Source organism: Cobetia sp. 10Alg 146 (assembly GCF_029846385.1).
GTDB classification, from domain to species: Bacteria; Pseudomonadota; Gammaproteobacteria; order Pseudomonadales; family Halomonadaceae; genus Cobetia; species Cobetia marina.
Window position 1 is genome coordinate 507,124 of the sequence record NZ_JARWKT010000001.1, and the last position, 25,952, is coordinate 533,075.

The window sequence follows — 25,952 nt, forward strand, 5'->3', positions numbered from 1 at the left end:
ACGACAACGCCCGCCACTGCCTCTTCATCAGGGGCGGTGGCGGGCGTTGGCATGTGTTGCCTGTCACCCAGGCAAGAGGCAATTTCCAGGGCTATTTCAATACGCCATGCAAAAGGCGATTCACATGACCACGGCCCCGCGAACTCACCCGATTACTTGAGCGAATCCTGATTGCCGATGCGGGCCATCATCTCGGTGAACATCTGGATGTCCAGCAGCAGATTGTCGACACGCTTGAACTCTTCAGAGGTATGCCCGGTATAGGTCTCGCCCGGCATCGACGGCCCGAAGTTGATCGCATTGGGCAGCAGCTTGGCGGTCGTGCTCCCCGCCGAGGAACGCGGTTCGGCATCGAGTCCCGTGGTATCGCCGAAGATGTTGAGCAGCGTCTGGAGCCAGGCACCACTGGGGTCACGCAGCATCCAGTCGCGAATCTCGACGTTCAGCGCCACATCCATGCCCTGCTCCCTGGCATAGGCTGTGAGCTTTTCCTTGATCACCTGGCTGAGTTCCTCAGGCGACTTCTCGCCCGCCGGAGCCCGCACGTTGACCGCGACACGCAGCGCGTCGTCCTCCTTCTCCAGATAGGTCGGCGTCACCTTGAGCGGCCCCATGAATTCATGGGAGTAGGCAATGCCCAGCAGCTTGCCGTGATAATCCAGCCCGTAATTGTCATTCAGGTAGTGCACGGCATCTTCATAGGCACTGTCCTGGAAATCGATACCGGAGGTGGCCAGCAGTCCCGCCAGTCGTGTCACCGGATTCACGCCATTGGCCGGTGCCGATGAGTGGGCCGACTTGCCCGTCACCGTGACGATGACGTCCGCGCCCTTCACTTCACTGGCGACGCTGAAATCCTTGCCGTGCTCGTTGACGTAACGGCTGCCAAGCGCTTCCAGCTTGTGGTTGAGCGCCTTGGCGCCCGCGGCATCACTGGCGTGTAAGGTGGCGACGGAGCGCTCGGGAATCTGGTTGGTCGCAAGTCCCCCCTTGAAGGAAGTGATCGCCGGCAGGGCATCCGCCGCCTGCCCCGTCTGTGTCTCGCGTGCCAGCGGGAAGCGCGCATCGATGGTGCCGAAGCCATTCTCGGCGGTGATTGCCGGATAGCCGCTGTCCAGCACGATGTTGTATTCGGGCAGCGCGTTGTGCGCCTTGTAATAGGCGAAGCCGTCACCACCGGTCTCTTCCGTCGTCTCGATCATCAGGCGAATGGTGCGCTTGACCGGCACCGCATTCTCCTTGAGAGACTTCATGGCATACAGCGCCGCGGCGATGGAGGCCTTGTCATCCTCGGTGCCACGCCCGTACAGCTTGCCATCGATCTCGGTGACCTCGAACGGATCCAGGTGGGTGCCATCCTCAAGCGTCCAGCCCTCCTGGTCCGCCGGCACCACATCCCCGTGGGTGAGAATGCCGAACACATTCTCCCCCGTCCCCTTGAGCTCCACCTCGAAGACACGGTCATCCACGTTGCGGAACGTCAAGCCGAATGCCTCGGCCTTGTCCTTGATCAACTCACCGAAACGCGAGATCTCGGGGTTTTCATGCTGGGGTTTCTCACCGACCTTGAAGGTCGGGATCGCGACCATTTCCTTGAGCAGCTCCTGGACGTCATCGCCATACTGCAGTCGGTTGTAGACCCCCAGCAGGCGATAGACGTTGACGAAGTCATCCCCCTCCAGCGGCTCGCCGGCCAGATAGTGGTCAATGGCGCCGGAAACCGCGCTGTCTTCCTGATTGCGTTCCGCGACCTGCTTGAGGAAACCGTTGAAGTCTGCCGCCAGTGTCTCCTGCCCCTGCTCGACCAGACTGGCCAGCTGCTCATGCTTGAGCGTGTGCTCGCCCTGCGGCGCGCGCTTGCCAGTGTCATCGGCTGCCATCGGCTCATCTGCGCTGACAGGCAGCGCGCTGCCAAGCCCGAGCGCCAGGCCCAGCGCAAGGGCTGTCTGACGGGAGGTGGCGTGAGTGGCTATGCGGGTACTCATGGGCATGTGCATCCTTGTGTTGGGCAGGTATCCACGTCATCAATGGCCTGACGGCAGGAGGTGGGAGCAGGCCCCTCACCGACCTGCGCCATCAGGCGGATCCCGCGACATCGAGACGCTGTCATCGGCCACGCCGTCGAACATGCTGGCCGTGACCTGTTCCTTTAGTGAAACACAAAAAACTTATACATAAACACCTCATGTATTGAGCCGGGGCTGGCCAGCCCCTGCACGCCTGACACTCATGGGCCCTTCCCTTGCGTGTGGTCAGTTCCAGCGCTTGAGCAGAATCTCGATGAACAGCTCCGCGATCGGTGACAGGGATCCCCCACGGCGCCGCAGCAGGCCAATGGTGCGATCAATGCGTGGCTCGGGCAGCTCACGCTGACACAGCACCTCGTGCTCCGGCCCGGGCATCGCCATCGACGGCAGGATGGCGACGCCAAGCCCGCTCTCGACCAGCCCCAGCGAGGTCGAGAGATGCTGGACCTCGTAGAAGCCGTCCAGATGCAATCCGGCGGACAGCAGGGTGTTGTCGAGCAGAATGCGGTTGCCGCTGTCACGCGAGACGGTGATCAGGCGCACATCATCCAGATCGCTCCACTCGACGCGCTGTTTCTGTGCAAGCGGATGGTCGCGACGCAGTGCCAACACGAAGGGATCACGATAGATGGAGGTGAAATCCACTGCCGGGTGGTGGGCACTGACCATGTTGATACCAAAGTCTGCCTCCCCCGAGACCACCCTTTCGACCCCTTCATTGGCACTGACATCCAGGATGCGAATCCGGATGCCGGGGTAGGCGGTGTTGAACTCGCGCACCACGCTGGGCAGGAAGTAGAAGGCTGCCGTGGGCAGGCAGGCGATGGTCAGCACCCCCTTGCGGTGGGTGGCCAGCTCGCGAACGCCCACCAGAGAGGATTCGTAATCTTCGAGCAACTTGCGGGCTTTTGGCAGGAAATCACGTCCAATTGGCGTCAGTCGGCTTTTCCGTGTCGTACGCTCCAGCACTTTTGCACCGAGCACTTCCTCCAGTTTCTGGATACGGCGCGACAGGGCCGGCTGCGAGATGTGCAGTCGCTCCGCCGCTTCATTGAAGGAATGATTCTCGGCCACTTCGACAAATGCCGACAGATCCAGAAACTCCAATCTATGCATGCAACTATCCTATTGATTCATTATTCGGATTAATGCGCGTAATGGTGACAGTATAGTTTTTATTTGCATTTGATGCATAGATCATCGGCTGTGATGCTTCAGAAAGGCGCAAACAGACAGGAGCGTGTTCCAACATGATGCATTCACTTCCTTGCATGATCCTACGTGGCGGTACCTCTCGGGGCCCCTTCCTGCGTCTGGATCACCTCCCCGCCGATGACGACGGCCGTCGCGAAGTCCTGCGCCAGGTCATGGGCTCCGGCCACGCATTGCAGATCGATGGGCTGGGCGGCGGCAATTCGTTGACCAGCAAGGTCGCCCTTGTCGGCCCCTCCACGCATCCTGAAGCGGATATCGACTATCTGTTCGCCCAGGTCGATGTGGAGGGCGACAAGGTCGATTTCTCGCCGAACTGCGGCAACATGCTGGCCGCGGTCGGCCCCTATGCCATCGAGACCGGCATGATCCCGGCAAAGGGTGACCTGACCCGGCTGCGGATTCACAACCTCAACACCGGCACCCTGATCGATAGCCAGGTCCCGACACCCGATGGTCGCGTCGCCTACCTGGGCGACACGCGCATCAGTGGTGTGCCCGGCGCCGGCAGTGCCATCAAGCTGGGCTTTCTGGGCGCTGTCGGTGCCAAGACAGGCAAGCTGCTGCCCAGCGGTCAGGTCATCGACGTGATCGAGGGCGTGGAGGTGACCTGCCTCGACTCCGCCACGCCGGTGGTACTGATCGAAGCGGCAAGTCTGGGCTGGGCAGGCAACGAAGCGCCGGCCGAGATGGACGCCAACCGTGACGCGATGGCACGCCTCGAGAAGATTCGCCTCAAGGCGGGGGAATTGATGGGCATGGGCGACGTCAGTGACTCGGTGCTGCCCAAGCCGGTGATTCTCTCCGCTCCGCGCACCGAGGGCGGCACCCTGTGCGCACGCTACTTCGTGCCGCATCGCTGCCATGGCGCGCTGGCCGTCACGGGGGCCATCACGCTGGCCGTCGCGACCAGTCTCCCCGGCACTCTGGCCAACCGCGTGGCGCTGGCCGCCGGCACCCTGACACCGGGGACTCTGGCGGAGAAGGTGAAGCTCGAACACCCGGCCGGGTTCCTGGACGTCGAGGTCGAACACGCCGATGACGACCCGATGACCCCCAGCCGTGTGTCCCTGCTGCGCACGGCACGCAAGATCATGAATGGCGAGGTGTTCTTGAACCTCCCGGACTCGCTGGAAATGCCTGAACGCGCCTGAGCGCAGTCCGCGCGCGTGCAGGATCGCCAGGCTGTCACGATCGCATGCGACTCAGCGCCGACAGCGCCTCGACAAGCGTGACGAAAGTACTGCAGAAGATTGATTTACAATGCATTTGATTGAAATGAAATGACCTCTCTGCGCCGCCATGCAGTTAGCGCATCACTGATTGACAACGCATTCCAACAATAATCAGGAGTCAGACCATGTCCCTCATCGTGTCTACGCCCAAACGCCATGCCCTCAAGCGCCATGCCCGCACCACCGCCCTGGCCGTCATGCTGCCCGTCATGGGCCTTCTGCCGCTGTCTTCCGCCGTGCACGCCGCGGCGAAAGTCCCTGACACCCTGACCTGGACCGTGCCCTTCGGGGTCGGGGGCGGCACCGATGTCTGGGCACGCTTCATGTCCAACTGGGTGACCAGGGACCTGCCGGGCAACCCGGCTGTCGTCATCGACAATGTGCCGGGGGGCGGTTCCATCACCGGCGTCAACCTGTTCAGCAAGCGTGCCGGCGATGACGGCGACGAGATGGTCGTCACCTCGGCCTCTACCCAGTATCCGGCCATGCTGCGTGATCGCCGCGTGCGTTACGACTATGCCGACTGGGAACCGATCCTCGCCGCCCCGACAGGCGGTGTCGTCTATGCCTCAAGCTCGCTGGGCAAGGACAGCGCCAGTGTGCTCGAGGCCCTCGCCTCCCAGACGGTGAAGTTCGCCGGCCAGAACCCGACCGGGCTCGAGATGCCGGTGCTGATGGCGTTCGATCTGCTCGACTTCCAGGTTGATCCGGTCTTCGGCATGAAGAGCCGTGGTGAAGGTCGCCTGGCCTTCGAGCGTGGCGAAGTCGCCCTCGATTTCCAGACCACCTCTGCCTACAGGAGCAACGTCACGCCGCTGGTCGACGCCGGCCAGGCCGTGCCGCTGTTCAGTCTCGGCGTGATGAATGACGAAGGCCACATCGAGCGCGACCCGTCCTTCCCGGACCTGCCGACCTTCTCCGAGCTGTATCTGGCGCGGGAAGGCCATTCACGCGATGACGAGGCCTATCAGATCTTCCACAAGTTCTTCGCCTCCGGTTACGCCATGCAGAAGATGCTGCTGGTGCCGAAGGGCGTCGATCCAGCACTGCTGGAGCAATACCGTCAGGCGGCACGTGACATGGCCAAGGACCCCGAGTTCCTCAAGGAAGCGGCGGTGAAGGTCGGTCCTTATGGCCTGATGGTCGGCAAGGCGGCAGCGGCGCAGTTGCAAGACGCCATGCAACTGAGCGAAACCCAGCACGAATGGGTCAAGCACTGGCTGATGGAACGACACGGTATTCGCCTGCAATCTCGTTGAAGCCCGCTGACGCTCTCCAGCGCCATGACGCTGGAGAGCGCAAGAAGCACCAGAGAAGAACAAGAGGTTGAGCAACGCCATGATCGACACCCTCCTGTCCAGCATTGGACACGTCTTCACGCTGACGCATCTGCTGTTCATGATGATCGGCATCTTCGTCGGCCTGCTGGTCGGCATCATCCCCGGCCTGGGCGGCATCGCCGGCATGGCGCTACTGCTGCCGTTCCTCTACGGGCTCGACCCCGGTTATGCACTGGGCATGCTGATGGGCATGGTCGCGGTCATCCCGACCGGCGATACCTTCGCCTCGGTGCTGATGGGCATCCCCGGTTCCAGCGCGTCACAGGCCACGGTGCTTGATGGCTTCCCGCTGGCCAAGAAAGGCCAGGCGGCGCGTGCGCTGACCAGTGCCTTCCTGTCCTCCCTGTGTGGGGGCGTGATCGGTGCCATCATCCTGACCGGCTTCATCCTCGTCGCGCGCCCCCTCGTACTGGCCTTCTCGTCAGCAGAGCTGTTCGTGTTGACGCTGCTGGGTCTGACGATGGTGGCGGTGCTGTCCGGCAAGAACCTGTTCAAGGGCACGGCGGCCTGTGGTCTTGGCCTGCTGGTCGGTGCCATCGGTGCCGCGCCGGCGACCGGCGAGTACCGCATGAATCTGGATATCGATTATCTGTACGACGGGGTGCCGCTGATCGTGCTGGGTCTGGGCATCTTCGCCCTGCCGGAGATCGTCGAGCTGCTGCTGGGACGTGGCAGCATCGCCAAGGACGGCAACACGGACCTGGGCAAGGGCTGGTCTGCCGGCATCAAGGATGTGGTCAAGAACAGGTGGCTGGTCGCGCGCTGCGCCGGGATCGGCAGCCTGATCGGCACCATTCCGGGTCTGGCGGGTTCCGTGGTCGACTGGATCACCTACGGCTTCGCAGTCAAGACCGCCAAGGACCCGAGCCAGTTCGGCAAGGGCGACATCCGCGGCGTCATCGCGCCGGAGTCCGCCAACAATGCCTGTGCCTGTGGCGCCATGGTGCCGACCCTGCTGTTCGGGGTGCCGGGCTCCGGGACGGCCGCCGTCTTCCTGGGGGGCCTGTTGCTGCTGGGCCTGGAGCCGGGCGTGTCGATGATCACCACCAATCTGGACATGACCTACACCATCATCTGGTCTTTGGCGCTGGCCAATATCCTGGGCGCGGGCCTGTGTCTGATGCTGGCGCGTCCGGTCGCGCAGCTGACACGTGTGCCCTTCGCCATTCTGGCGCCGGCCATCACCGTGCTGATCCTGTTCGCCGCCTATCAGGCCAGCCGCTCGCTGGGTGACTGGGCCGCGCTGGGCATGATCGGCATGCTGGGCGTGCTGTTCAAGACGGCAGGCTGGTCGCGTCCGGCCTTCCTGATCGGCTTCGTGCTGGCACCGGGTGCCGAGAACTACTTCTATCAGAGCATGCAGTTCCACGGCGCCGAAGCCTTCCTGCGTCCGGGCGTGCTGATCATCCTCGGCCTGATCCTGCTGGCCTTCTTCCTGCCGGTGATCCGCAAGGCGATCATGCGTCGTCGCCAGACCCATGAAGTGGTCGAGACCGCGCCGTCCCCAGAAGAGGATGTGCTGGAATCACGCGGTTTCGGTGGCGTCGACTTCCTGCTGCTGGGCCTGATGGGGCTCGCCGGCCTCTGGGCGCTCTACGACGTCAAGGATTTGATGCCACTCGGCAAGGCCTTCCCGACGCTGGCCGCCTTCATCACGCTGGTCTCGGTGATTGCCGTGGTCTTCAACGGCTGGCGTCGCGGCATGATTCGCGTCAAGCAACCGGCCTTCAAGGCAGTGGGTGTGGTACTCGGCTTCTTCGGGTTGATCGGCGTCAGCGCACTGCTGGGCTTCGTCTCCACCGCCGTGCTGTTCTGCCTGGGCTTCCAGCTCATCGTCGCACGCAAGTCAGCGGCGTTCGCGGGACTCTTCGCCCTGGGCGTCGCGGTCTTCCTGCTCGGGATGCAGGCGGCCATGAATCTGCACTATCCGACGGGACTGCTGGATGACGTGGTACTGCCGATGATTCCCTTCCTGTAAGGCCTCTCGCGCCGCAGACAGCCACGCAACGCAGCGCAAGAGATACCAGGCAACGACACAAGAGAACGGGTACCCTGAGGGTGCCCGTTCTCTTTTCACGCCCGACCATGACAGAGGCTGACGGCCAGCAGTGCTCAGTCAGCCCGGGGCCGAGCCCGCACAGCCTGGGGCGAGAGCCCGAAATGACGCCGGTAGGCCGTCGCGAAGTTGCAGGCATGCGCATAGCCGACACGATGCGCCACCTGCTGCACACTCATGCCCTGCAACAAGGCCTGACGTGCGCGCTGCATGCGACATTCGCGCTGATACTGGCTCAGCGAACAACCATAGGTCTCGCGAAACTTCTGGCGCAGACTCGACGCGCTCATGCAGGCAAGCCGCGCCAGTTCCGGCAAGGCATGCTGACGCTCCGGCGCCATCTTCAACCGCTGACGCACCGCCTCGAGATGCCGACACGTACTGCTGGATGTCTCCGGGTACCCCGGCGTCAGCCTCTCGTGAGCCCGTTTCTCTCGTCGATTGGCGTTCGGGGCTCGGCCGTCAGCGCCCCTGTCACGAGCGACCCGATCCTCGGACACCTGACCGGCATGACACTGCCGAGCATGCCGGCGACGCAAGGCACCTCCCAGCAATTGCAGGCCCAGCCCTTGCCATTCCAGCAGACAACATGTCTCACGAGTGTGCTCTGCACCGTCGAGGCGCTGCGCCAGACATTCCGCCAGCTGCTGACGAAGGCCTGACCCCGGCCGCCACCGGCGAGGCTGAGCCGGCCAGGGGGGCGAATGCAGATCCCACTCGGCAAAGCGCTGCAGGATGTTGTCGGACTGCTGACGTTCATCCTCGATATGCAGCACCACACACCGCAGCCGCCCGGGGAAGTACCCGACGTTCAGAGCATGCGGGGAACCCACCATCGGGGCACGAAAGGCGCCGCCTTCTCCCCGGGTGACATCGATCTGGACTCGCGTCTCTTCCGCGACCTTCTCGCTTGCACTCAAGAGGGGCTCAGGACACGGGCACGTGGCAGTTGGCGTCGCTGCCATGCCCGACAGCCTCAGCGTGCCTTCCAGTATCAGGCAGACATAGAGTCCTTCATGGAAGGGATGCACTTCCTGATAGCCGTCACGGATCGTCAGATCACACAGCACCAGACGCCCTCCGGGCCAGACCGGGATCTCCTGAACCCAGCCGGTGCTGTATGCATAGCGGACGGACTGCCAGCCCCCCCTCCGCACACCGCACGGAGGCAAGGAGGAAGCATCCTGCTGTCTCAAGCCCTGCTGTCTCAAGCCCTGCTGCATGAAAGCGCCATTCCCTGGAGTCATGGATAGGTAGGAGTTGCCTCTGGGCGTGCGAGCGACGTGCCATGACATCGAAGAAATCGAGGAATTGACTGCCTCACACCTTTATTTATGCAAATTCCCTTGATAAGAGCTGCTTTAAAATACAACAGATCTCAAAAGCAAAACAATCTCATTCATATTTCGCGCTGCGACTCTCCCTCTAGCCTTCTCCACTCGCCTTCTTCCACGCACCCTCTCCCGACAGTGCCTCCAACACCCAAATGTGCGTCGCGATGACAAGCGCCAGGCAATCAACGCCAAAGGTTTGACAGTCACCGGGCATCTGTCACTAATGGTGGCCTATCCACCCAAGGAGCACGCTGCATGTTTCTGCTGATTCTCTTTGCCGCCATCGCCATCGGCATCTCGTTCATCTGCTCCGTGCTGGAAGCGGCGCTGCTGTCGCTTTCCCCAAGCTATGTGGCAAGCCTGCGTGAGCAACACCCCAAGCGCCATGCGGCGCTGGCCACCCTCAAGGACAACATCGACAAGCCGTTGGCCGCCATCCTGACGCTCAATACCATCGCACATACGGTCGGTGCGACAGGCGTGGGGGCACAGGTGTCCGTCGTGTTCGGCGAGGCCTGGGTCGGCGTTGCCTCGGCGGTCATGACGCTGCTGATCCTGGTGGCCTCGGAAATCATCCCCAAGACCATCGGTGCCACCTACTGGCGTCAGCTGTCCCCGATGCTGCCCGGCGTGCTCAACATCATGGTCATCTCGCTCAAGCCGCTGATCTGGCTGTCGGAAATGATCACCTCGCGGATCGGCAAGCACTCGCATGACATTGATCTGCGTGGCGAGATTAAGGCGCTCGCACAACTGGGGCTGGAAAAGAAGGCGCTGGAAAATGATGAGCAACGCGTCATCACCAACATCCTCAACCTGCATGAGATGAAGGTGCGTGATGTGCTCACGCCACGTCCTGTCTGCCAGACGGTCAGCCCCGAGATGACCGTGGCCGAGTTCAATGACCAGTTGACGGTCTGGCCCTTCAGCCGCTACCCGGTGATGACCGCCGATGAAAGGACACTGGGCATGATCCACCGCGCCGATGCGCATCAGGCCGAACCCACCACTCCGCTCAAGGACCTGATGCGCCCGATCAGCGAACTGCACGCCGAAGACAACGTCGAACAGGCCTTCGCTCGCATGCAGCGCGAGCGCCAGCACCTGTGTGTCGTCTACGACAATCTCGGCAACTGGCTGGGGGTCATCACGCTGGAAGACGTGATGGAGACGATTCTCGGCGAGGACATCATCGACGAGACGGACAACGTGGCCAATCTGCGTCGCTTCGCCCGCCAGCGCTGGATCAAGCGCATCGGTGCCGCCCCCTCGACACCGGACGACGCCCGAGAGAGCTCTTCACAGAACGACACATCACCGACAGAACACAAGGCATCAACGGAGGACTCCAAGCCCGGCCAGTCGTGACATGGACTGCGCGAGCCCCGCGCGCGTCAGGCGTGAAACCACCGCCACACTGAACGACAGAAGCCCCGTGACAGCCAGACAGGAGACTGGCCATCACGGGGCTTCTGTGTCGAAAGGCATCGTGCATCGTGAGATGACGAGGATTCAGCTGGCCTTTGCCGTCTCCCTGGCCTTTTTCCGGACATACAAATGCACGGAACCGCCTTTGACAGGGCGTTGCCATTTGTCCAGATACTCCAATTGCTGAATCACTCCCCCCAGCTTGCTGGCACCATGATCCGCCGGCGTGAAGCCGGGCATCTTCTTTTTCAGGTAACTTCCCAGCGCTGACAGGGCCGTCCAGCCATCCGTCTGTGGCAGCTCGTTCAGTGCATTGAGGATATGCGACCTCAGCTGTCGCTGTGCCTTGGTCGGCTTGACGAGGGTGACCGTCTCGGCCGGCGGCTTGCTCGGGGGCTTCTTCACGACAGGCGACTTGCTCGAGGGCTTCGCCATGGCGGGCGTATCCGGCTCCCTGCGCAGACACTCGGTATGCAGGAAACTGTCACAGGCGGAAACGAAGGGTTGAGGGGTCTTGGCTTCCCCGAAGCCATGCACGCGCATGCCGCTTTCCCTCAGACGTGTCGCCAGGCGCGTGAAATCACTGTCCGAGGACACCAGACAGAATCCCTCCACATTGCCCGCATACAACAGATCCATGGCATCGATGATCAAGGCGGAATCTGTCGCGTTCTTGCCCTGGGTATAACGGAACTGCTGGATAGGCTGAATGCCATGGTGCAGAAGTGGCTCCTTCCAGGGCGTCAGATTGGAGGTAGTCCAGTCCCCATAGGCGCGCTTGATACTGGCGATTCCCAGTTTCGCGATCTCCGCCAGCAATTCCTCACAGACGGCTGCCTGGGCATTGTCTGCATCAATCAGTACCGCAAATCGATCTTTTCCCGTTGGTGACATGTCTCGCTCCATGATCTACGTCACAGGAGTCTCAAGGTCGCTCCTTGGGTCAATATGTCATGAATCCTGCAAGACAATCACTCGGTAAATCGTCGTTTACTCACGTACGCTGAGCTTCCTCTGCGTCAAATCCCGCGATCAAGGCATCCATCAGCAATCTCACCCGGCGCGGCAGAATCGACGCCTCCGGGCGGACGAGGAAGATGCTGGTATCGGCACCGTCGCCACGAATGTCTTCCAGCAGCGGGATCAAGCGCCCAGAGGCCAGGTCATCGGCGATCAGGTAGTACGGCAGACAGGCAATGCCACGCCCTCCCAGACAGGCGGCGTGCAGGGTTTCCAGGGAGTTGGAGAGAAAGCCGCAACGCATCTCGGGCAGTGACCTGAGCCCCCAGGCGTTGAAGCCACCGGGGAGATTCAGGATCAGGCTGACATGCTCCGCCAGATCCGCCACTGAGCGCGGCGTGCCATGTCTTGCCAGATACTCCGGCGATGCACAGATGACACGCTGATTGGTGGCCAGCCGCCTGGCGATCAGGCCGGGCTCGGGCTTTGCGGTGCTGCGGATGGCCAGATCCATCCCCTCATGCACCAGGTCGACCACGGCATCCGTCAGGGTCAGGTCCACGATGACCTCGGGATAGCGCTCCATGAAGCGCATCAGCAACGGCATTACCTGCAATTTCCCCAGTGCATTGGAACACGAGAGACGAATGCGCCCCTTGAGTGCACCACTGCCCTCGGCGATCTCCTGCTCCACATTGCGCAGCCGCTCCTGCAGCTCACGTGTCTCCGAGGCATAGAGCTGACCCGCTTCACTCAGGCGCATCCGCCGTGTGGAGCGAATCAATAACTGCGCGCCCAGGCGCTGCTCGAGATGCGCGATGCGCTTGCTGATCGCCGAGTGGGTAATGCCGAGCTGTCGCGCGGCTCCCGTAAAGGTGCCGGCATCGACCACGGCATGAAAGATATCGAGATCCGTATACGTTTTCATATGTTCCATTGGCTCACGGATACTGTGCTCACACACCGGATTATCACCAGACACTGCCCATGTCACCATGGCATCTGTTCCTTCCATGCCATATTCAGTGCCCAGAGACATCGCCACCATGATAGATCAGCCGACCGCTTCCGCCCTGTTCACGCCCTTCACGCTGCCTTGCGGGCGAGTGCTCGCCAATCGCCTCATCAAGGCCGCGATGTCGGATTCTCTCGGTGATGGTACGGGGCATCCGAGTGACGCCCAGATGCGCCTCTATGAGCGCTGGGCGGAAGGCGGCGTGGCGGCGGCGCTGGTCGGGGAAGTGCAACCGGACCACCACCACGCCGAGAAGCCCGGCAATCTGGTCCTCAATGCGCAGTCCGACCTCGCGGCCTTCACGCAACTGGCGCAGCGCGGCCAGCAGCACGGAGCCGAGCTCTGGCTGCAGCTCGGCCATGCCGGCGCGATGGCCTACCCGCCGACCAGTACGCCACATGGCCCCAGCGCGCTGGATATCCCCGGGCTACGTTGCGAGGCCATGAGCCTGGAGGCCATCAAGGCCTTGCCTGCCGCCATGGCAACCACGGCGCGCCTGGCCCGTGACGCCGGGTTTGGCGGGGTGCAGGTACATGCCGCACACGGCTTTCTGCTCAGCCAGTTCCTGTCTCCCCTCTTCAATCAGCGCACGGATGACTACGGCGGTAGCCTCGACAACCGTATGCGGCTGATGCGTGAGGTGATCATTGCCATGCGTGAGGCCGTTGGCCACGACTACCCGGTGGTGGTGAAACTCAACTCGAGTGATCAACTTGAGGGCGGTTTCGAGGAAGCCGAAGCGCTACAGGTGATAGCAGCGCTCGATGAGCTGCCCATCGATCTGATCGACATCAGTGGCGGCACCTATTTCCCCGGCGCCAGCTCCGCGTCGGACGCCAGTGCCAGCGGCCCCTACTTCGTCGAGTTCGCCAGGCGTGCACGCGCGGTGACGTCCCTGCCCTTGATGGCAACCGGCGGCTTCAAGACTCTGGCGCAGGCCGAAGACGCCGTGGCACAAGGCGCCGTCGACTTCGTCGGCCTGGCCCGCCCACTGGCGCTGCACCCGTCACTGCCCACGCTATGGCGAGCGGGAGAATGCCCCGCGCCAGAGTTCCCGCGTTTCAGCGCGCCGCCGGAAGGTGGGGTGACCGCCTGGTATACGCTGCGCCTGACCCAGCTGGGCGAGGACCGTGAGCAGGAATCACTGGGCGAACTGGAGACGGTGCTGGCCGACTATGAAGCGCGCGACGCCGCACGCGCCGAGACCTGGAACGCGCACTTCGCCGACTGTCTCCGCGACTGAGCCGCTTCTCGAAGTGGCCAGATACACGAACGCCGCAGCGCTGATGCTGCGGCGTTCGTGTGACCAGCGCCTTAGACAGGGGCTCCCTTCAGAGGCGGCAATGAGGCTTCTTCAAGCGGCGCAATACACACCGACTGAAGGAGCCTCACTGCCACCGCTACCCCCTTGTTGCTTGCCATTGCGCTGGTAGCTGCCCTTGCCCTTGCGCGCCTTCACGACACGCTGCTTGAACATCGGGGTACGCAGCACTGCCTTGAGGGCGTTGTCCTGCACCTTGCGCTTGTGAGTCATGGTGTCTTCTCCTGTGGCCTCTCTGTCACCGGCCCAGTATACGCCCTTTCGCCATGCAGAGTGATCAACCTCCGCTTACCCCTCGTCGCTGGTCTGGTGAGTGAATAGCCCCGCAGATCCTCTAGAAAATCCTCCAGCGAGGATCATTCGATAATCTGGCACCCTTTTCCTTTCTGATTTCTGTTCTTTCTCCATTCTCACGCCACTCACTACTCCGACACTACGCTCACATCCTTCTCACACCCTTATTTACTCCACACCTCAAAATCACGAGCGCCAACCTGCTTGACAAAGAGGATATTTTATCCCACCAACCGCTTGACAAATTACGCATTGAAGAGACAGAAAATCATCCACCTCCCAAGCGGCATTGCAACACGGAAATCTTCTTTTTTCTACACAGAAAAACACGCCAGACAACGCCATAGAAATCCACCACGACATAAAAAAGATACTGAAAATCAACAATTTACCAAATAACTACACCAACCATGAGCCGATAAACCACATCCTTCATCCTGGCCATTCTGGAGAAAGACACAATCCACAAGGATCTTGCCACTAAAGCCTAAACACTCTCATGATCGTGTACACTTCATGCACTCAGAATCAACACCTCACATTTGAGATGACGCATCATTTCTGCGAGGATGCCTCACGTTCCGCGAGCCGTAGATGGCTCTCAAGGCAATAAAAAATACGCCTTCCGTGCTCAGGCTCAGCGAAATTACAGGTGGCCAGTCAACTGGATTCCTTACCTTTCCAGGCCACCCAAGCGCTGGATAATGCTCATTATTATCGCGATCCACTACAGAGGAAAAAGCACCTGGTCAACACGACATCCCGCAACGCGGGGTTCACGGAACACGACGTCTCATTACAGTCTCAACAGGAAATACCCATGACAAAACGCATTGCGATCATTGGCGCAGGGCCGAGTGGCCTGGCACAGCTGCGCGCCTTTCAATCTGCCGCTGACAAGGGTATCGACATTCCCGAGATAGTCTGTTTTGAAAAGCAGAGCGACTGGGGCGGCCTGTGGAATTACAGCTGGCGCACCGGTCTTGATCAAAATGGTGAACCCGTCCACGGCAGCATGTATCGCTACCTGTGGTCCAACGGCCCCAAGGAATGTCTGGAGTTCGCGGATTATTCCTTCGAGGAGCACTTCGGCCACCCCATCGCCTCATACCCGCCTCGCGCGGTCATCTTCGATTACCTCAAGGGTCGGGTCGAGAAGGCGGGCGTGCGCAAGTTCATTCGCTTCAATTGCCCGGTGCGCCACGTCAGCTTTGACGATACCCGCGAGCAGTTCACCGTCAGCGTCCATGACCAGCAGTCGGACACGGTCGTTCAGGAGCAGTTTGACCACGTCATCGTAGCATCGGGACACTTCTCTACCCCCAACGTGCCCGAATTCCCGGGGTTCTCGGAGTTCAATGGCCGTATTCTGCATGCACATGACTTCCGCGATGCGCTGGAGTTCAAGGGCAAGGACCTGCTGCTGATCGGCAGCAGCTACTCTGCCGAAGATATCGGTTCACAGTGCTACAAGTATGGCGCTCGCAGCATCACCACCAGCTATCGCACCGCCCCGATGGGCTTTGCCTGGCCGGAGAACTGGGAAGAGAAGCCGCTGTTGCAGAAAGTGGACCGCGACACCGCCTACTTCCGCGATGGCACCCACAAGAAGATCGATGCCATCATCCTGTGCACCGGCTACCTCCATCACTTCCCGTTCCTCGATGAACCGCTGCGCCTCAAGACAGCCAACCGCATGTGGCCGCTCGGTCTCTACAAGGGCGCTGCCTGGGAAGCCAATCCGCGCCTGTTCTATCTCGGCATGCAGGATCAGTGGTACACCTTCAACATGTTCGATGCCCAGGCATGGTGGGTGCGTGACGTGATTCTCGGTGAGATCGCGCTGCCCAGCCGCGAGGCCATGCAGGCAGACAGTCAGGCATGGCGTGACCGGGAAGAGACGTTAGACAGCGATGAATCGATGATCCGCTTCCAGGGCGATTACGTGAAGTCACTGATTTCCAAGACGGATTATCCGAGCTTCGATATCGACGGCGTCAATCGCACCTTCCTCGAGTGGGAGCACCACAAGCACGAGAACATCATGACCTTCCGTGACTACTCCTATCGCTCGCTGATGACCGGCACCCTGGCCCCACGCCATCACACGCCCTGGCTCGACGCGATGGATGATTCGCTGGAAGCCTTCCTGGCGCAGCCCGAACGCGACACCCGCCAGGCAGGCAGTCAGACAGCCGCCGAACGCTCCCTCGCGACTGACAAGGTCTGAGTGACGGACAGGATCTGATTGACTGACAGCCTTGTGTCACCTGACATGTGACGTCGGCCCACAGAATGCACAACGCCGCGAAGCATGGCTTCGCGGCGTTGTGCATTCTGTGGTTGCGGAGCAAGAAGGCCCCGATGGATCAGAGGGTCTTCTTGCTGCGGAATGACGCTTTCTCATGGCGCAGGATATTGACGCTCAACGAGATGCAGACGCCAGCCGCGATCAACAGACTGACCGCCACCATCCCTGAATTGCTGAAGAAGAACGCATAGTTGGCAGCATGTACCGCAGTATCGACAGTTTCCATGACAAGACTCCTGGAGAAGAAAGAAAACGAATCGGCCCGTTCGCTCCGTCGCTGGCTGGCAGCCAGACTTCAGGACAGATGGCAACGAACGCTGCAACAAACGAGCCAATCCTCATGCGGGTGATCGTCAGAACCGACTCAGCTGATATCGGGACGCTTGTCCATCGGTGCTGCCACTACCCCACCGGAACGTGCCGGAACGCTGGAAGATGACTCGGTTGCCATGCTCTCCGGGTAGGCCTTGGCCGGCACTTCGAACAGGTCCAGCCCGAGCACTTCGACATGCGGCGGCACGCGCAGCAGGTTGAACTTCTTGAGCAGATAGGCAACGCCCCAACCCGGCACGAAGCCCGTCACTGCCATCACCACCGCGCCTGTCAGCTGCCCGGTGAAGGAGACGTCCGGCACGCCTTCGCCGACATTCGGGAAGCCCGCGGCGAAGACACCCACCAGTACCACGCCATAGAAGCCGCAGAAGCCATGTACCGCGAAGGCGCCGACGGAGTCGTCCAGGCCACGCTTCTCGAGCAGCGCGCCGATCTTCGGCATCAAGGCGCCACCGGTGACGGCCAGTACGAAGGCCAGGCCCGGGTTGTAGAGATCCAGCCCCGCCGCGACGGTGATGATGCCGCCCAGCGCACCGGACATGGTCCAGAAGGGATCACGCGAGGACAGATAGGCACCGATCACGCCGCCACCGAAGCCCATCAAAGTGTTGAAGGCGAAGGCCGAGAGGTTGGTGCGATTGCCGTAGATGGTGGTCCAGCCGATGTCACCGGTGTTGAAGATGATGCAGCCACCCAGGAAGCCGAAGAAACCGACGATGATCAGCATCAGCCCGATCAAGGTCATCGGCATGTTGTGCGGTGCGATCACCTGCGGCTTGCCATCGTCACTGTACTTGCCGATGCGTGCCCCCAGATTGAGCAGCACGCCCAGCGCGAAGAAGCCGGCCACGGCATGCACCACGCCCGCCGCGCCGACATCGTGGTAGCCCAGCTTGTGCAGCATCCAGCCATCCGGATGCCAGCCCCAGGCACCCGCCAGGATCCAGACACCCGCACCGAGAATCACCGCCAGCAACAGGAAGGCGCCCAGGCGGATGCGTTCGATCACCGCCCCCGAGAGAATCGAGCCCGTGGTCGCACCGAACAGGGCAAAGGCCGCGAAGAAGATACCGGTGCCCATGTCATCGGCGTCCGGGCGCATGCTCGCGCTCCACGGCAGTGCCGCGGAAGCCTCGATGGGAATCAGCCCGTTGGGGAAGGCGTTGTAGATCCACCAGCCCACGAAGTAGAAGGCGGGGATGATCGAGGCCAGCGTCAGCACGTTCTTCATGCCGGACGCCAGGGCATTCTTGGAACGGGAGGCACCGATCTCATAGGCCAGAAAGCCTGCGTGGATCAGGAACATGATGGCGGTACACCACCAGTAGAACACCTCGATGTTCATCGCCTGGTGCATATCCAATATGCTTTGCAACGTCTTTTCATCCATCGTCTTTTCTCCTTTTCCGGGCCGGGTCTGCCACCGCATGCCTGCCGGTGGAAACCCTGTCTGCCCGAAGGTTGTTGTTGTTTTTCAAGGGGGACCTGCTGGATAAAGCAAGCGACATGCCAGATGACCCCTGATGGCCACCTTCAGTAATACGTTGTTTTCATTGGCATCTTCTCGAAATCGTGGACACCTCTTCACATATGAAGCCCGGAAATCACCACCTGGCAAGAGGGTGTTCGTTATTGAGGCAGGCAGGCGGCGTCCTGCACCGTGATATGACGTGAGTCGTACTGCATATACGGATCGTCACCGGCCAGCCTCACGCGCGAGGTCTCGGTCATGCGCCATGCATCACTCAGCTGCGCACCTTGAGACGCTCAGGATCATGGAAAGGCAATGTCACCACCTCGGCGACGAGACGCTTCTGGTGGCCATCCAGCTGACCGATCTCAAGCTGCGTTCCGGGGCTTGAGAAATCCGGGGCAAGACGACACATGGCGATGGACTGGTTGAGCAAGGGAGAGCGGGTCGCGCTGGTGATCACCCCGACCGGATAACGCCCGTGATAGACCAGATCGCCATGGCTGACCAGCTCGCTGCTGTCCATCTTCAGGCCCATGATCCGATGGCGGGATTCCGGCGTCTCGCGCTGCATGGCCGCACGCCCGACGAAATCATCCTCCTTGCTCTTCATCGGCACGGTGAAGCCGATGCCGGCCTCGTAGGGAGACGTCTGCGGGCAGAATTCATGGCCAGCGAAGATCAACCCCGCCTCTATCCGCAGCATGTCGAGGGCATCCAGCCCCAGCGGCGCGATGCCATGTGGCTCACCGGCCGCCCAGATCGCCTCCCACACGGCCGGGGCGTCATGCGGATGACACCAGATCTCATAGCCCAGCTCACCGGTATAGCCGGTCCGCGACACCATCAGCGGGATGCCATTCGGCCCCGCCAGGCGACCGACCATGAAGCGGAACCAGCCCAGCGTTTCCACCTCCGGCTGGGTACGCGCATTCCAGATCAACGGCGCCAGCACCTCGCGGCTCTTCGGCCCCTGCAGCGCGATGTTGTGCAGCTGATGGGTGGAGTCGCGCACCGTGACGCGATAGCCCTGCTGCTCTGCGAGATCCCGCAGCCACTGGCCGCTGGCCGGATCACCACAGATCCAGCGGAAGGTCTGCTCGCCCATGCGGAACAGGGTGCCGTCATCGAGCATGCCGCCGGTTTCCTGACACATGGCGGAATACACCACTTCTCCGATGGAGAGTCGGCGCACGTTGCGGGTCAGCGCATATTGCAACAGGCGTTCGGCGTCCGGTCCGGCGACCTCGAACTTGCGCAATGCGGAGAGATCCATCACCGCGACCCGTTCGCGACAGGCCAGATACTCGGCCCGCGCGCCCCACCCTTCGTAATGGGTGGCCAGCCAGTAGCCGTGGTAATCGATGTACTGCTTGGTCAAGGCGGAGGTGCAGGGATGGAAGGCGGTGGGCAAAGTCATGCGCGGCAATTCCTCGGGCCGGTTGCGATAGGCGATACCGCGGGGGAAGTCATGTTCAGCGGCGTAGATACGCACATGGATATCGGTCGGCACCCAGCCGTTGGCGGCGTCGATGTCGTCCGGACAGGCGGATGAGGCACAGATGAGGTCACGGTCGGCGCGCAGCAGCACATAGTCGCCGGGACGTGACCAGGGCTCATCCACCGCCAGGGTGCCGCAGGGCTGTACCCAGGTATTGAAGAAGAAGTTGATGGCCGGCCAGCTGGCACGTTGTCGGATACCATGAGACGCCGACAGGGCATTGTTGAAGTTGACCGTGCAGCTGTCGTGACCGAAGTAGCCGTGGTGTTCGTAATACTGCGGCGAGCAGGCCAGCATGAAGCTGTCATGACGTCCGACCGTGTCCTGGATCACCTCGAGCATCGGATGCAGGTGCTGATCAAAGAACACCGAATACAGTCCCGGATTGGGCATGCAATGCCCGGACAGGCTGCGCGTGGCGCCAGCATCCAGCCCCAGCTCCTCGCCCTGTGCCCAGGCAGTGGCGTCGAAGGCCACGAAGTCGGAGCACTGACGCCCCGCCACATCGATGATCTGGATCCACTCGCCCTGCTTGACCTCATAGACCTCGACCGTCCCCGCCGCGACTCTCGTCTCCTGGCGGATCGGCGCCAGCGGCACCGGCAGATGTTCCAGCCCCACAAGCCCTGTGCAGAAATGGGACACCTCAAGCTCAGTGGCCAGCCGCTCTCCTTCGATCGTCATGTCACTGCCGGGGGCCAGCAGAATCAGGCGTGCGGCAGGCGCTTCCAGCGGCCAGCGAATCTCGGCCGGCAATCCGGCCGCTGACAGGCGCTGCCAGTGCGATGGCGGGCAATGCGCGACTCCCAGCGCCTCCAGGCGTGCCTGAGTGTGCGGACTCCTGTTGCCGGACATCTCCTGTGCCTCGCTGGCCTGAGGCTGACTGGCGAAGGCGTGATCTCCCTGGCTGACGACGCTCGCGAAGTGCGCAAGCGACGCCTCGATTGTCGTGCCTGCCCCCTTCACCGCTTCGCGGGGACTTTCCCCGCTCTGCTGTGCCGCATCGGCGGCTTCATCACCCATTGCCTTCAGCGCCAGCCACTCACAGGACTGCGCACCGTCCACGGATGACACCTGCACGCTATCGCCGGGCGACAGATCAAGTGCCAACACCTCCAGGCCGGCGATTCGGTAACGATACGGCTGGTTCGGCGTGGCAGCGGGTATCTCGACTGCAAGTCCCATCCTGGTGATACCTCTTGTTGTCATGGCAGGCGAGCCAGTCGAAGGAAGTGCTCGAAGGGCAAGCCTGGATCAGATGTGCCTGGATGGTGCATGACCCCTTGCGGCGCGCACCACGTTCTTCATGGTTAATTAAATTTACTCTCAGTAGATGCGACGACAATCCATCAAGAGAGGTACCCATGAAGGAGTAATCCATTCGCTGGCATGAAGCTTGCTGGTGTGACACTCGAATCATGGCGCGCCGCAGGGGCGGCGAAACGACAGAGGAACTCGCATGGCACTCAGTCTCGGCGCATCGAAGACAGGCAAGGCGCCTGCATCGCAAGGGATAGCGCATCGCCTTGATGTCCAGCGCGCACGAGGCTGTCCCGCCGATGCCGAGACTCCCGTTCGCCCTGCTACCATCCCGCCGCCTGATCTGCGTGACAGACACCACCTCGATGCCATCACCTTGCGCATCGCTACCTGCGCTGACCTTGAGGAGGCGTTGCCATCCGTGCTGAGAGAGCTGCTGGACATGCTGAACGGCTGTCCTGAAAGCGGCATGGCGCACTCCTCGATTGGCGAACTCTGTGTCGTGCATCGCGCACCCGGTCAGGCGACCCATGCGGTGATTTCCCCTGCCGGCATCGCTTTGTCAGCCGCTGCGCGCCAGAGATTGCAGGAAGTCGTCAGGGATATCGGTCGCGATCCCGGCGCTCGACAGCAGGCGTCTGGCATAGCCGGCACGCCAGGTGGCGTGCTGATCGCCCTCACGGACGCCACTGACAGCGGGGAGACGGGCAGAGGGGCGACGGGCGATGGCTGGTTATGGCTTGGAGAGCCGGCAGCCGCAGCCCCTTCACGCGAGACACCGCTGGCACACGCCGTCATCGACGCTCTGAGCCGTGGGCTGGCATTGCAGCAGCAGCAACAGGCGCGTCACGCCGAAGACAGGCAGGCAGCGGTGGCACAGGCCCTGAAGAACGAACGACGACAACTGGCGGCGGAGCTGCACGATACCCTCGCCCAGGAATTGAGTTACCTGCAGATGCAGAGCGCACGCCTGACACGTGCCGCCCGCCATGCGCCACAAGAGGTGCAGGCACTGGCTGAGGAGGTGCATACCCAGGCCCGGCGCACTTTCCGCCAGACCCGTGAACTGATCAATGGCGCGCACGCCACTTGGGGAGACGCGCCGCTTGCCTGTGTGCTGGAGGCCTTGATCGAGGAATTCGAGACCCGTTCCAGCATGGTGTTCGAGCTCGACAATCGCATCCAGTCACTGCACCTCCCCGATGCCCTGTCCCTGCAGGTGATGTTCATCGTGCGCGAAGCGATGACCAACAGCGTGCGCCATGCCCGGGCCACCCACCTGCGCCTGCAACTGCGCTATCAGTCCTCTGGGCCGCAGCTGGCGGCGCGGGTGTTGCTGACCGTCGAGGACAACGGCTGCGGGTTCGATCCCACCGAGATCCCCGCCGCGCATTTCGGGCTGGGCATCATGCAGGATCGCGCACGCCACCTCGGGGCCGACTTCGCCATCACCCAGCCTCGCCAGGGCGGTACCCGCGTGACACTGAGCTGGGAGCGCCGCGACACATGACCGCGACACGACAGACACCCTCGACGCACCCGACACGTCAGACACTCCCGACAAGAGTGGTACTCGTCGACGACCATCCGCTGTTTCGGCGCGGGCTTGCCGAGCTCTTGAGTGAAGGTGGCCTGTTCGAGGTCGTGGCCGACTTCGATGATGGTGCGCATCTGCTCGAGCGCCTCCCCGCCCTCGCCCCCGAGCTGGTGATCGTCGACTGGCAGATGCCGCAACTCGATGGCCTGACCCTGATGCGCCATCTCAAGCAGCGTGATACCGCCCTCAAGGTCGTGCTGTTGACCGCCTCCGACGACAGCCGACATCTGCTGGATGCCATCCAGCAAGGGGCGGATGGCTACCTGATGAAGGACACCGCCCCCGAACGCATTCTCGAGCGCCTGCAGGCCGTCATCGACGGCAAGCTGGGGCTGGAGGAAGAGACCTTGCTGCTGCTGGCCAGGCGCCTGCAGCAGGACCACCGCCAGCGCTCGGCACGCGAACATGCACCGCCGGAAGGTGGCGTTCCCACGCCGGGTCCGGGCGTGCCGCTGACCGAGGCGACAGACGCTGCCCTGACTGACGGCATGGCTGAGATCGAGACGGCGGACTGGCATCGCGGTCTGACCGAGCGTGAGCGCGATACCCTCAAATGGATCGGGCGCGGCCTCAGCAACAAGCTGATCGCGCGCGAGCTGGGCATCAGTGACAGCACGGTGAAGGTCTACGTCAAGAATCTGCTGCGCAAGCTGAACCTGCATTCACGACTGGAGCTGGCCGCCTGGGTTTACGCCCACCCGCTGACGCCAGCGAGTGATGCCAGCCGAGCGCCCACCGAGGACGCGACAAGCGCCAAAGAGGCCATGACACGGGCCGAAAAGGAGAGCCTGAGATGATGCGCTTTCTCGAACAGTTCGCCTCCGCCTCACCCGCCTCGACTGCCTCGCCCTTCAGCGCACAGGCGATTCTCGACAGCCTGAGTGATGCCGTGGTCGTGGTGGATGCTGACAGCACGCTGCTGTATGCCTCGCGTGGCTGGCAGGCCCTGAGCGGACACGAATCGAGCGGCCCACGGGAAGACACGCCAATCGCCTCTCGGACGGAGGGGGGCGGCACGGCACCGCGGCGCCTGCGGGAAGCACTGCACCCCGCAGATCACGCCCGCTGGGACGTGCTGGCCCGCCACGTGTCACGCCGTGAGCGGCCTGACTGCTGGCGATTGCGCATCCTCGGGCCGGACCACCACTATCGCTGGTGTGAAGTCCGTAGCCAGTCACTTTCGCTGGCATCGCCCTGGCCCGCCACGCTCACTGTGCATGACATCAGCGAGCGCGTGCAGCAGGAGCAGATCGACGCCGCCAACCTGCGCAGCCTGACGCGCCTGATCAAGGGCCTGCCCGCGATGGTCTATCGCGCGCGCAACAACCGCCACTGGTCGATGGAGTACATCAGTGACGGCTGCCTGGCCATCACCGGCCTCAGCCCGCGCGACCTGCTCGATCATCCCTCCCTCACCTACGGCGACATGATCCACCCCGAGGATGCCGACCGCGTGTGGGACCAGGTACAGGCCGCCCTCCAGGCACACACACCCTTCACCCTTGCCTACCGCATTCGTCACCGCGATGGCGACGTGCGCCGGGTACAGGAAAAGGGCCATGGCATCTATTCACCTGACGGCACGCCACTGGCCGTGGAAGGCATCATCTTCGCCGTCGACACCTCGGACCTGGCAGGGGATTCCGCATGATCCGGTGGGTATGGCACCGGCATCGCATACTCCTTTATGGCTACCCTTTCCGAGCAATGTGCAGCCAGGTCACATCTCGCTAGCCTGTTTCGTTGTCAGTGTTTCTCGACGTCATCACGTCACGAAACCTCAGGTAACGCATCAAGACACAACAAGAACAGGATGGTATCCATGACCCAACGTATCGCGATCATCGGCGCAGGCCCCAGTGGACTGGCTCAATTGCGCGCCTTTCAATCCGCTGCCGACAAGGGCATCGAGATCCCCGAGATTGTCTGTTACGAGAAGCAGGATGACTGGGGTGGTCTGTGGAATTACAGCTGGCGCACCGGCCTGGATGCCCACGGCGAGCCGGTCCACGGCAGCATGTATCGCTACCTGTGGTCGAATGGTCCCAAGGAGTGTCTCGAGTTCGCCGACTACTCCTTTGAAGAACATTTCGGGCGCCCTATCGCCTCCTACCCGCCGCGCGCCGTGCTGTTCGACTACATCAAGGGGCGTGTCGAGAAGGCTGGCGTGCGCAAGTACATCCGCTTCGGCTGCCCGGTGCGCCAGGTCACCTTCGATGAGACTACCCAGCAATTCACGGTCAGCGTGCATGATCAGGCGCTCGATCTGGTGACCAGCGAAGAATTCGATCACGTCATCGTGGCTTCCGGGCATTTCTCGACTCCGAACGTGCCGGAATTCCCCGGTTTCGCGACCTTCAATGGCCGCATTCTGCATGCGCATGATTTCCGCGATGCACTGGAATTCAAGGGCAAGGATCTGCTGTTGCTCGGCAGCAGCTATTCCGCGGAGGACATCGGCTCGCAGTGCTACAAATACGGTGCGCGCAGCATCACCACCAGCTACCGCACCGCCCCGATGGGCTTCAAATGGCCGGACAACTGGGAAGAGAAGCCGCTGCTGGTGAAGGTCGATCGCGATACCGCCTATTTCAGTGACGGCAGCCATAAGCGAGTCGATGCCATCATCCTGTGCACCGGCTATCTGCATCACTTCCCGTTCCTCGAGGAGTCGCTGCGCCTCAAGACTGCCAACCGCATGTGGCCGCTGGGGCTCTACAAGGGCGTGGTGTGGGAAGAGAATCCGCGCCTGTTCTATCTCGGCATGCAGGACCAGTGGTACACCTTCAACATGTTCGATGCCCAGGCCTGGTGGGTGCGCGATGCGATTCTCGGCACCCAGACACTGCCGGCGAAAGCGGCGATGCAAGCCGATAGCCAGGCATGGCGCGAGCGTGAGGAAACGCTGGATAGCGACGAGGCGATGATCATCTTCCAGGGTGACTACGTGAAATCGCTGATCAGCGAGACCGACTACCCGAGCTTCGATATCGATGGCGTGAATCGCACCTTCCTCGAGTGGGAGCATCACAAGCACGAGAACATCATGACCTTCCGCGATCACGGCTATCGCTCCTTGATGACCGGCACCCAGGCGCCCAGACATCACACGCCGTGGCTTGAGGCGATGGATGACTCGCTGGAAGCCTATCTGGCCCAGACGACCGAGGCCGAGGCGCCATCCGACGAGGAGTCAGCTGCTCAGGCGACGACCACGCCGCTGGCCTCCTGACGCTTTCTGGTCACCTGACGCTCTT

General features: G+C 61.9%; 19 protein-coding genes. 10 read left to right on the forward strand and 9 right to left on the reverse strand.

Going from position 1 to position 25,952, the window contains the following annotated elements; genetic code table 11:
* Positions 1-152: 152 nt before the first annotated feature.
* Together QD172_RS02175 and QD172_RS02180 are read right to left on the reverse strand one after the other, a co-directional pair.
* Complete coding sequence (locus QD172_RS02175; protein ID WP_279854753.1) at positions 153-1,985, reverse strand: dipeptidase; 1,833 nt, start codon at positions 1,983-1,985, stop codon at positions 153-155.
* Positions 1,986-2,252: 267 nt separating this feature from the next.
* On the reverse strand, positions 2,253-3,143 hold the full coding sequence (locus QD172_RS02180) for a LysR family transcriptional regulator (protein ID WP_279854754.1): 891 nt from the start codon (positions 3,141-3,143) through the stop codon (positions 2,253-2,255).
* A gap of 134 nt (positions 3,144-3,277) precedes the next feature.
* Between QD172_RS02180 and QD172_RS02185 the strand changes: the two genes are divergently transcribed.
* From QD172_RS02185 to QD172_RS02195, 3 genes are all read left to right on the forward strand, one after another.
* Positions 3,278-4,393, forward strand: a complete 1,116-nt coding sequence (locus QD172_RS02185) for a 4-oxalomesaconate tautomerase (RefSeq protein ID WP_279854755.1) — start codon at positions 3,278-3,280, stop codon at positions 4,391-4,393.
* Between the two features lie 206 nt (positions 4,394-4,599).
* Positions 4,600-5,733 carry a tricarboxylate transporter gene (locus QD172_RS02190; protein ID WP_279854756.1) on the forward strand — a complete coding sequence of 378 codons (1,134 nt, stop codon included), beginning with the start codon at positions 4,600-4,602 and terminating at the stop codon, positions 5,731-5,733.
* Positions 5,734-5,812: 79 nt separating this feature from the next.
* A complete protein-coding gene (locus QD172_RS02195; RefSeq protein ID WP_279854757.1) occupies positions 5,813-7,792 on the forward strand; it encodes a tripartite tricarboxylate transporter permease in 1,980 nt (659 codons plus the stop codon).
* A gap of 134 nt (positions 7,793-7,926) precedes the next feature.
* On the opposite strand, the gene QD172_RS02200 is transcribed toward QD172_RS02195, so the two are convergent.
* Complete coding sequence (locus QD172_RS02200) at positions 7,927-8,940, reverse strand: helix-turn-helix transcriptional regulator (RefSeq protein ID WP_279854758.1); 1,014 nt, start codon at positions 8,938-8,940, stop codon at positions 7,927-7,929.
* Between the two features lie 519 nt (positions 8,941-9,459).
* On the opposite strand from QD172_RS02200, the gene QD172_RS02205 reads away from it, so the two are divergent.
* Entirely contained in the window at positions 9,460-10,572 is a 1,113-nt protein-coding gene (locus tag QD172_RS02205; RefSeq protein ID WP_084208453.1) for a CNNM domain-containing protein, read from the forward strand.
* A 144-nt stretch (positions 10,573-10,716) separates the two neighbouring features.
* Here QD172_RS02205 and QD172_RS02210 read toward each other — a convergent pair whose 3' ends face one another.
* Together QD172_RS02210 and QD172_RS02215 are read right to left on the reverse strand one after the other, a co-directional pair.
* Positions 10,717-11,526 carry an NYN domain-containing protein gene (locus QD172_RS02210; RefSeq protein WP_279854760.1) on the reverse strand — a complete coding sequence of 270 codons (810 nt, stop codon included), beginning with the start codon at positions 11,524-11,526 and terminating at the stop codon, positions 10,717-10,719.
* A 100-nt stretch (positions 11,527-11,626) separates the two neighbouring features.
* Positions 11,627-12,520 (reverse strand): LysR family transcriptional regulator, encoded by an 894-nt coding sequence (locus tag QD172_RS02215; protein WP_279854761.1) that lies wholly within the window; start codon positions 12,518-12,520, stop codon positions 11,627-11,629.
* Between the two features lie 118 nt (positions 12,521-12,638).
* Between QD172_RS02215 and QD172_RS02220 the strand changes: the two genes are divergently transcribed.
* Positions 12,639-13,850, forward strand: a complete 1,212-nt coding sequence (locus tag QD172_RS02220; RefSeq protein WP_279854762.1) for an oxidoreductase — start codon at positions 12,639-12,641, stop codon at positions 13,848-13,850.
* Between the two features lie 111 nt (positions 13,851-13,961).
* Here the strand turns inward: QD172_RS02220 and arfA are convergent, their stop codons facing one another.
* Positions 13,962-14,141, reverse strand: coding sequence for an alternative ribosome rescue factor ArfA (gene arfA, locus QD172_RS02225; protein ID WP_077371234.1), 180 nt, complete (start codon positions 14,139-14,141; stop codon positions 13,962-13,964).
* 901 nt (positions 14,142-15,042) lie between these two features.
* Here arfA and QD172_RS02230 point away from each other — a divergent pair.
* The gene (locus tag QD172_RS02230) at positions 15,043-16,452 is read left to right on the forward strand and encodes an NAD(P)/FAD-dependent oxidoreductase (RefSeq protein WP_279854763.1); all 1,410 of its coding nucleotides are present in this window, start codon (positions 15,043-15,045) and stop codon (positions 16,450-16,452) included.
* Between the two features lie 139 nt (positions 16,453-16,591).
* Here the strand turns inward: QD172_RS02230 and QD172_RS02235 are convergent, their stop codons facing one another.
* The 3 genes from QD172_RS02235 to QD172_RS02245 all read right to left on the reverse strand — a co-directional run bounded on the left by QD172_RS02235 (position 16,592) and on the right by QD172_RS02245 (position 21,023).
* Positions 16,592-16,759, reverse strand: a complete 168-nt coding sequence (locus tag QD172_RS02235; RefSeq protein ID WP_157109453.1) for a hypothetical protein — start codon at positions 16,757-16,759, stop codon at positions 16,592-16,594.
* A 138-nt stretch (positions 16,760-16,897) separates the two neighbouring features.
* Complete coding sequence (locus QD172_RS02240; RefSeq protein WP_077371230.1) at positions 16,898-18,256, reverse strand: ammonium transporter; 1,359 nt, start codon at positions 18,254-18,256, stop codon at positions 16,898-16,900.
* Positions 18,257-18,611: 355 nt separating this feature from the next.
* Positions 18,612-21,023 carry an aminomethyltransferase family protein gene (locus tag QD172_RS02245; RefSeq protein ID WP_279854764.1) on the reverse strand — a complete coding sequence of 804 codons (2,412 nt, stop codon included), beginning with the start codon at positions 21,021-21,023 and terminating at the stop codon, positions 18,612-18,614.
* Between the two features lie 274 nt (positions 21,024-21,297).
* Between QD172_RS02245 and QD172_RS02250 the strand changes: the two genes are divergently transcribed.
* From QD172_RS02250 to QD172_RS02270, 4 genes are all read left to right on the forward strand, one after another.
* Positions 21,298-22,608, forward strand: coding sequence for a histidine kinase (locus tag QD172_RS02250; RefSeq protein ID WP_279854765.1), 1,311 nt, complete (start codon positions 21,298-21,300; stop codon positions 22,606-22,608).
* On the forward strand, positions 22,605-23,492 hold the full coding sequence (locus tag QD172_RS17345; RefSeq protein WP_347882021.1) for a response regulator transcription factor: 888 nt from the start codon (positions 22,605-22,607) through the stop codon (positions 23,490-23,492). The genes QD172_RS02250 and QD172_RS17345 overlap by 4 nt, the downstream gene beginning before the upstream one ends.
* The gene (locus tag QD172_RS02265; protein WP_279854766.1) at positions 23,489-24,346 is read left to right on the forward strand and encodes a PAS domain-containing protein; all 858 of its coding nucleotides are present in this window, start codon (positions 23,489-23,491) and stop codon (positions 24,344-24,346) included. Before QD172_RS17345 ends, QD172_RS02265 begins: the two co-directional genes overlap by 4 nt.
* Before the next feature lie 171 nt (positions 24,347-24,517).
* Positions 24,518-25,927, forward strand: a complete 1,410-nt coding sequence (locus QD172_RS02270) for an NAD(P)/FAD-dependent oxidoreductase (RefSeq protein ID WP_279854767.1) — start codon at positions 24,518-24,520, stop codon at positions 25,925-25,927.
* The last annotated feature ends 25 nt before the right edge of the window (positions 25,928-25,952 follow it).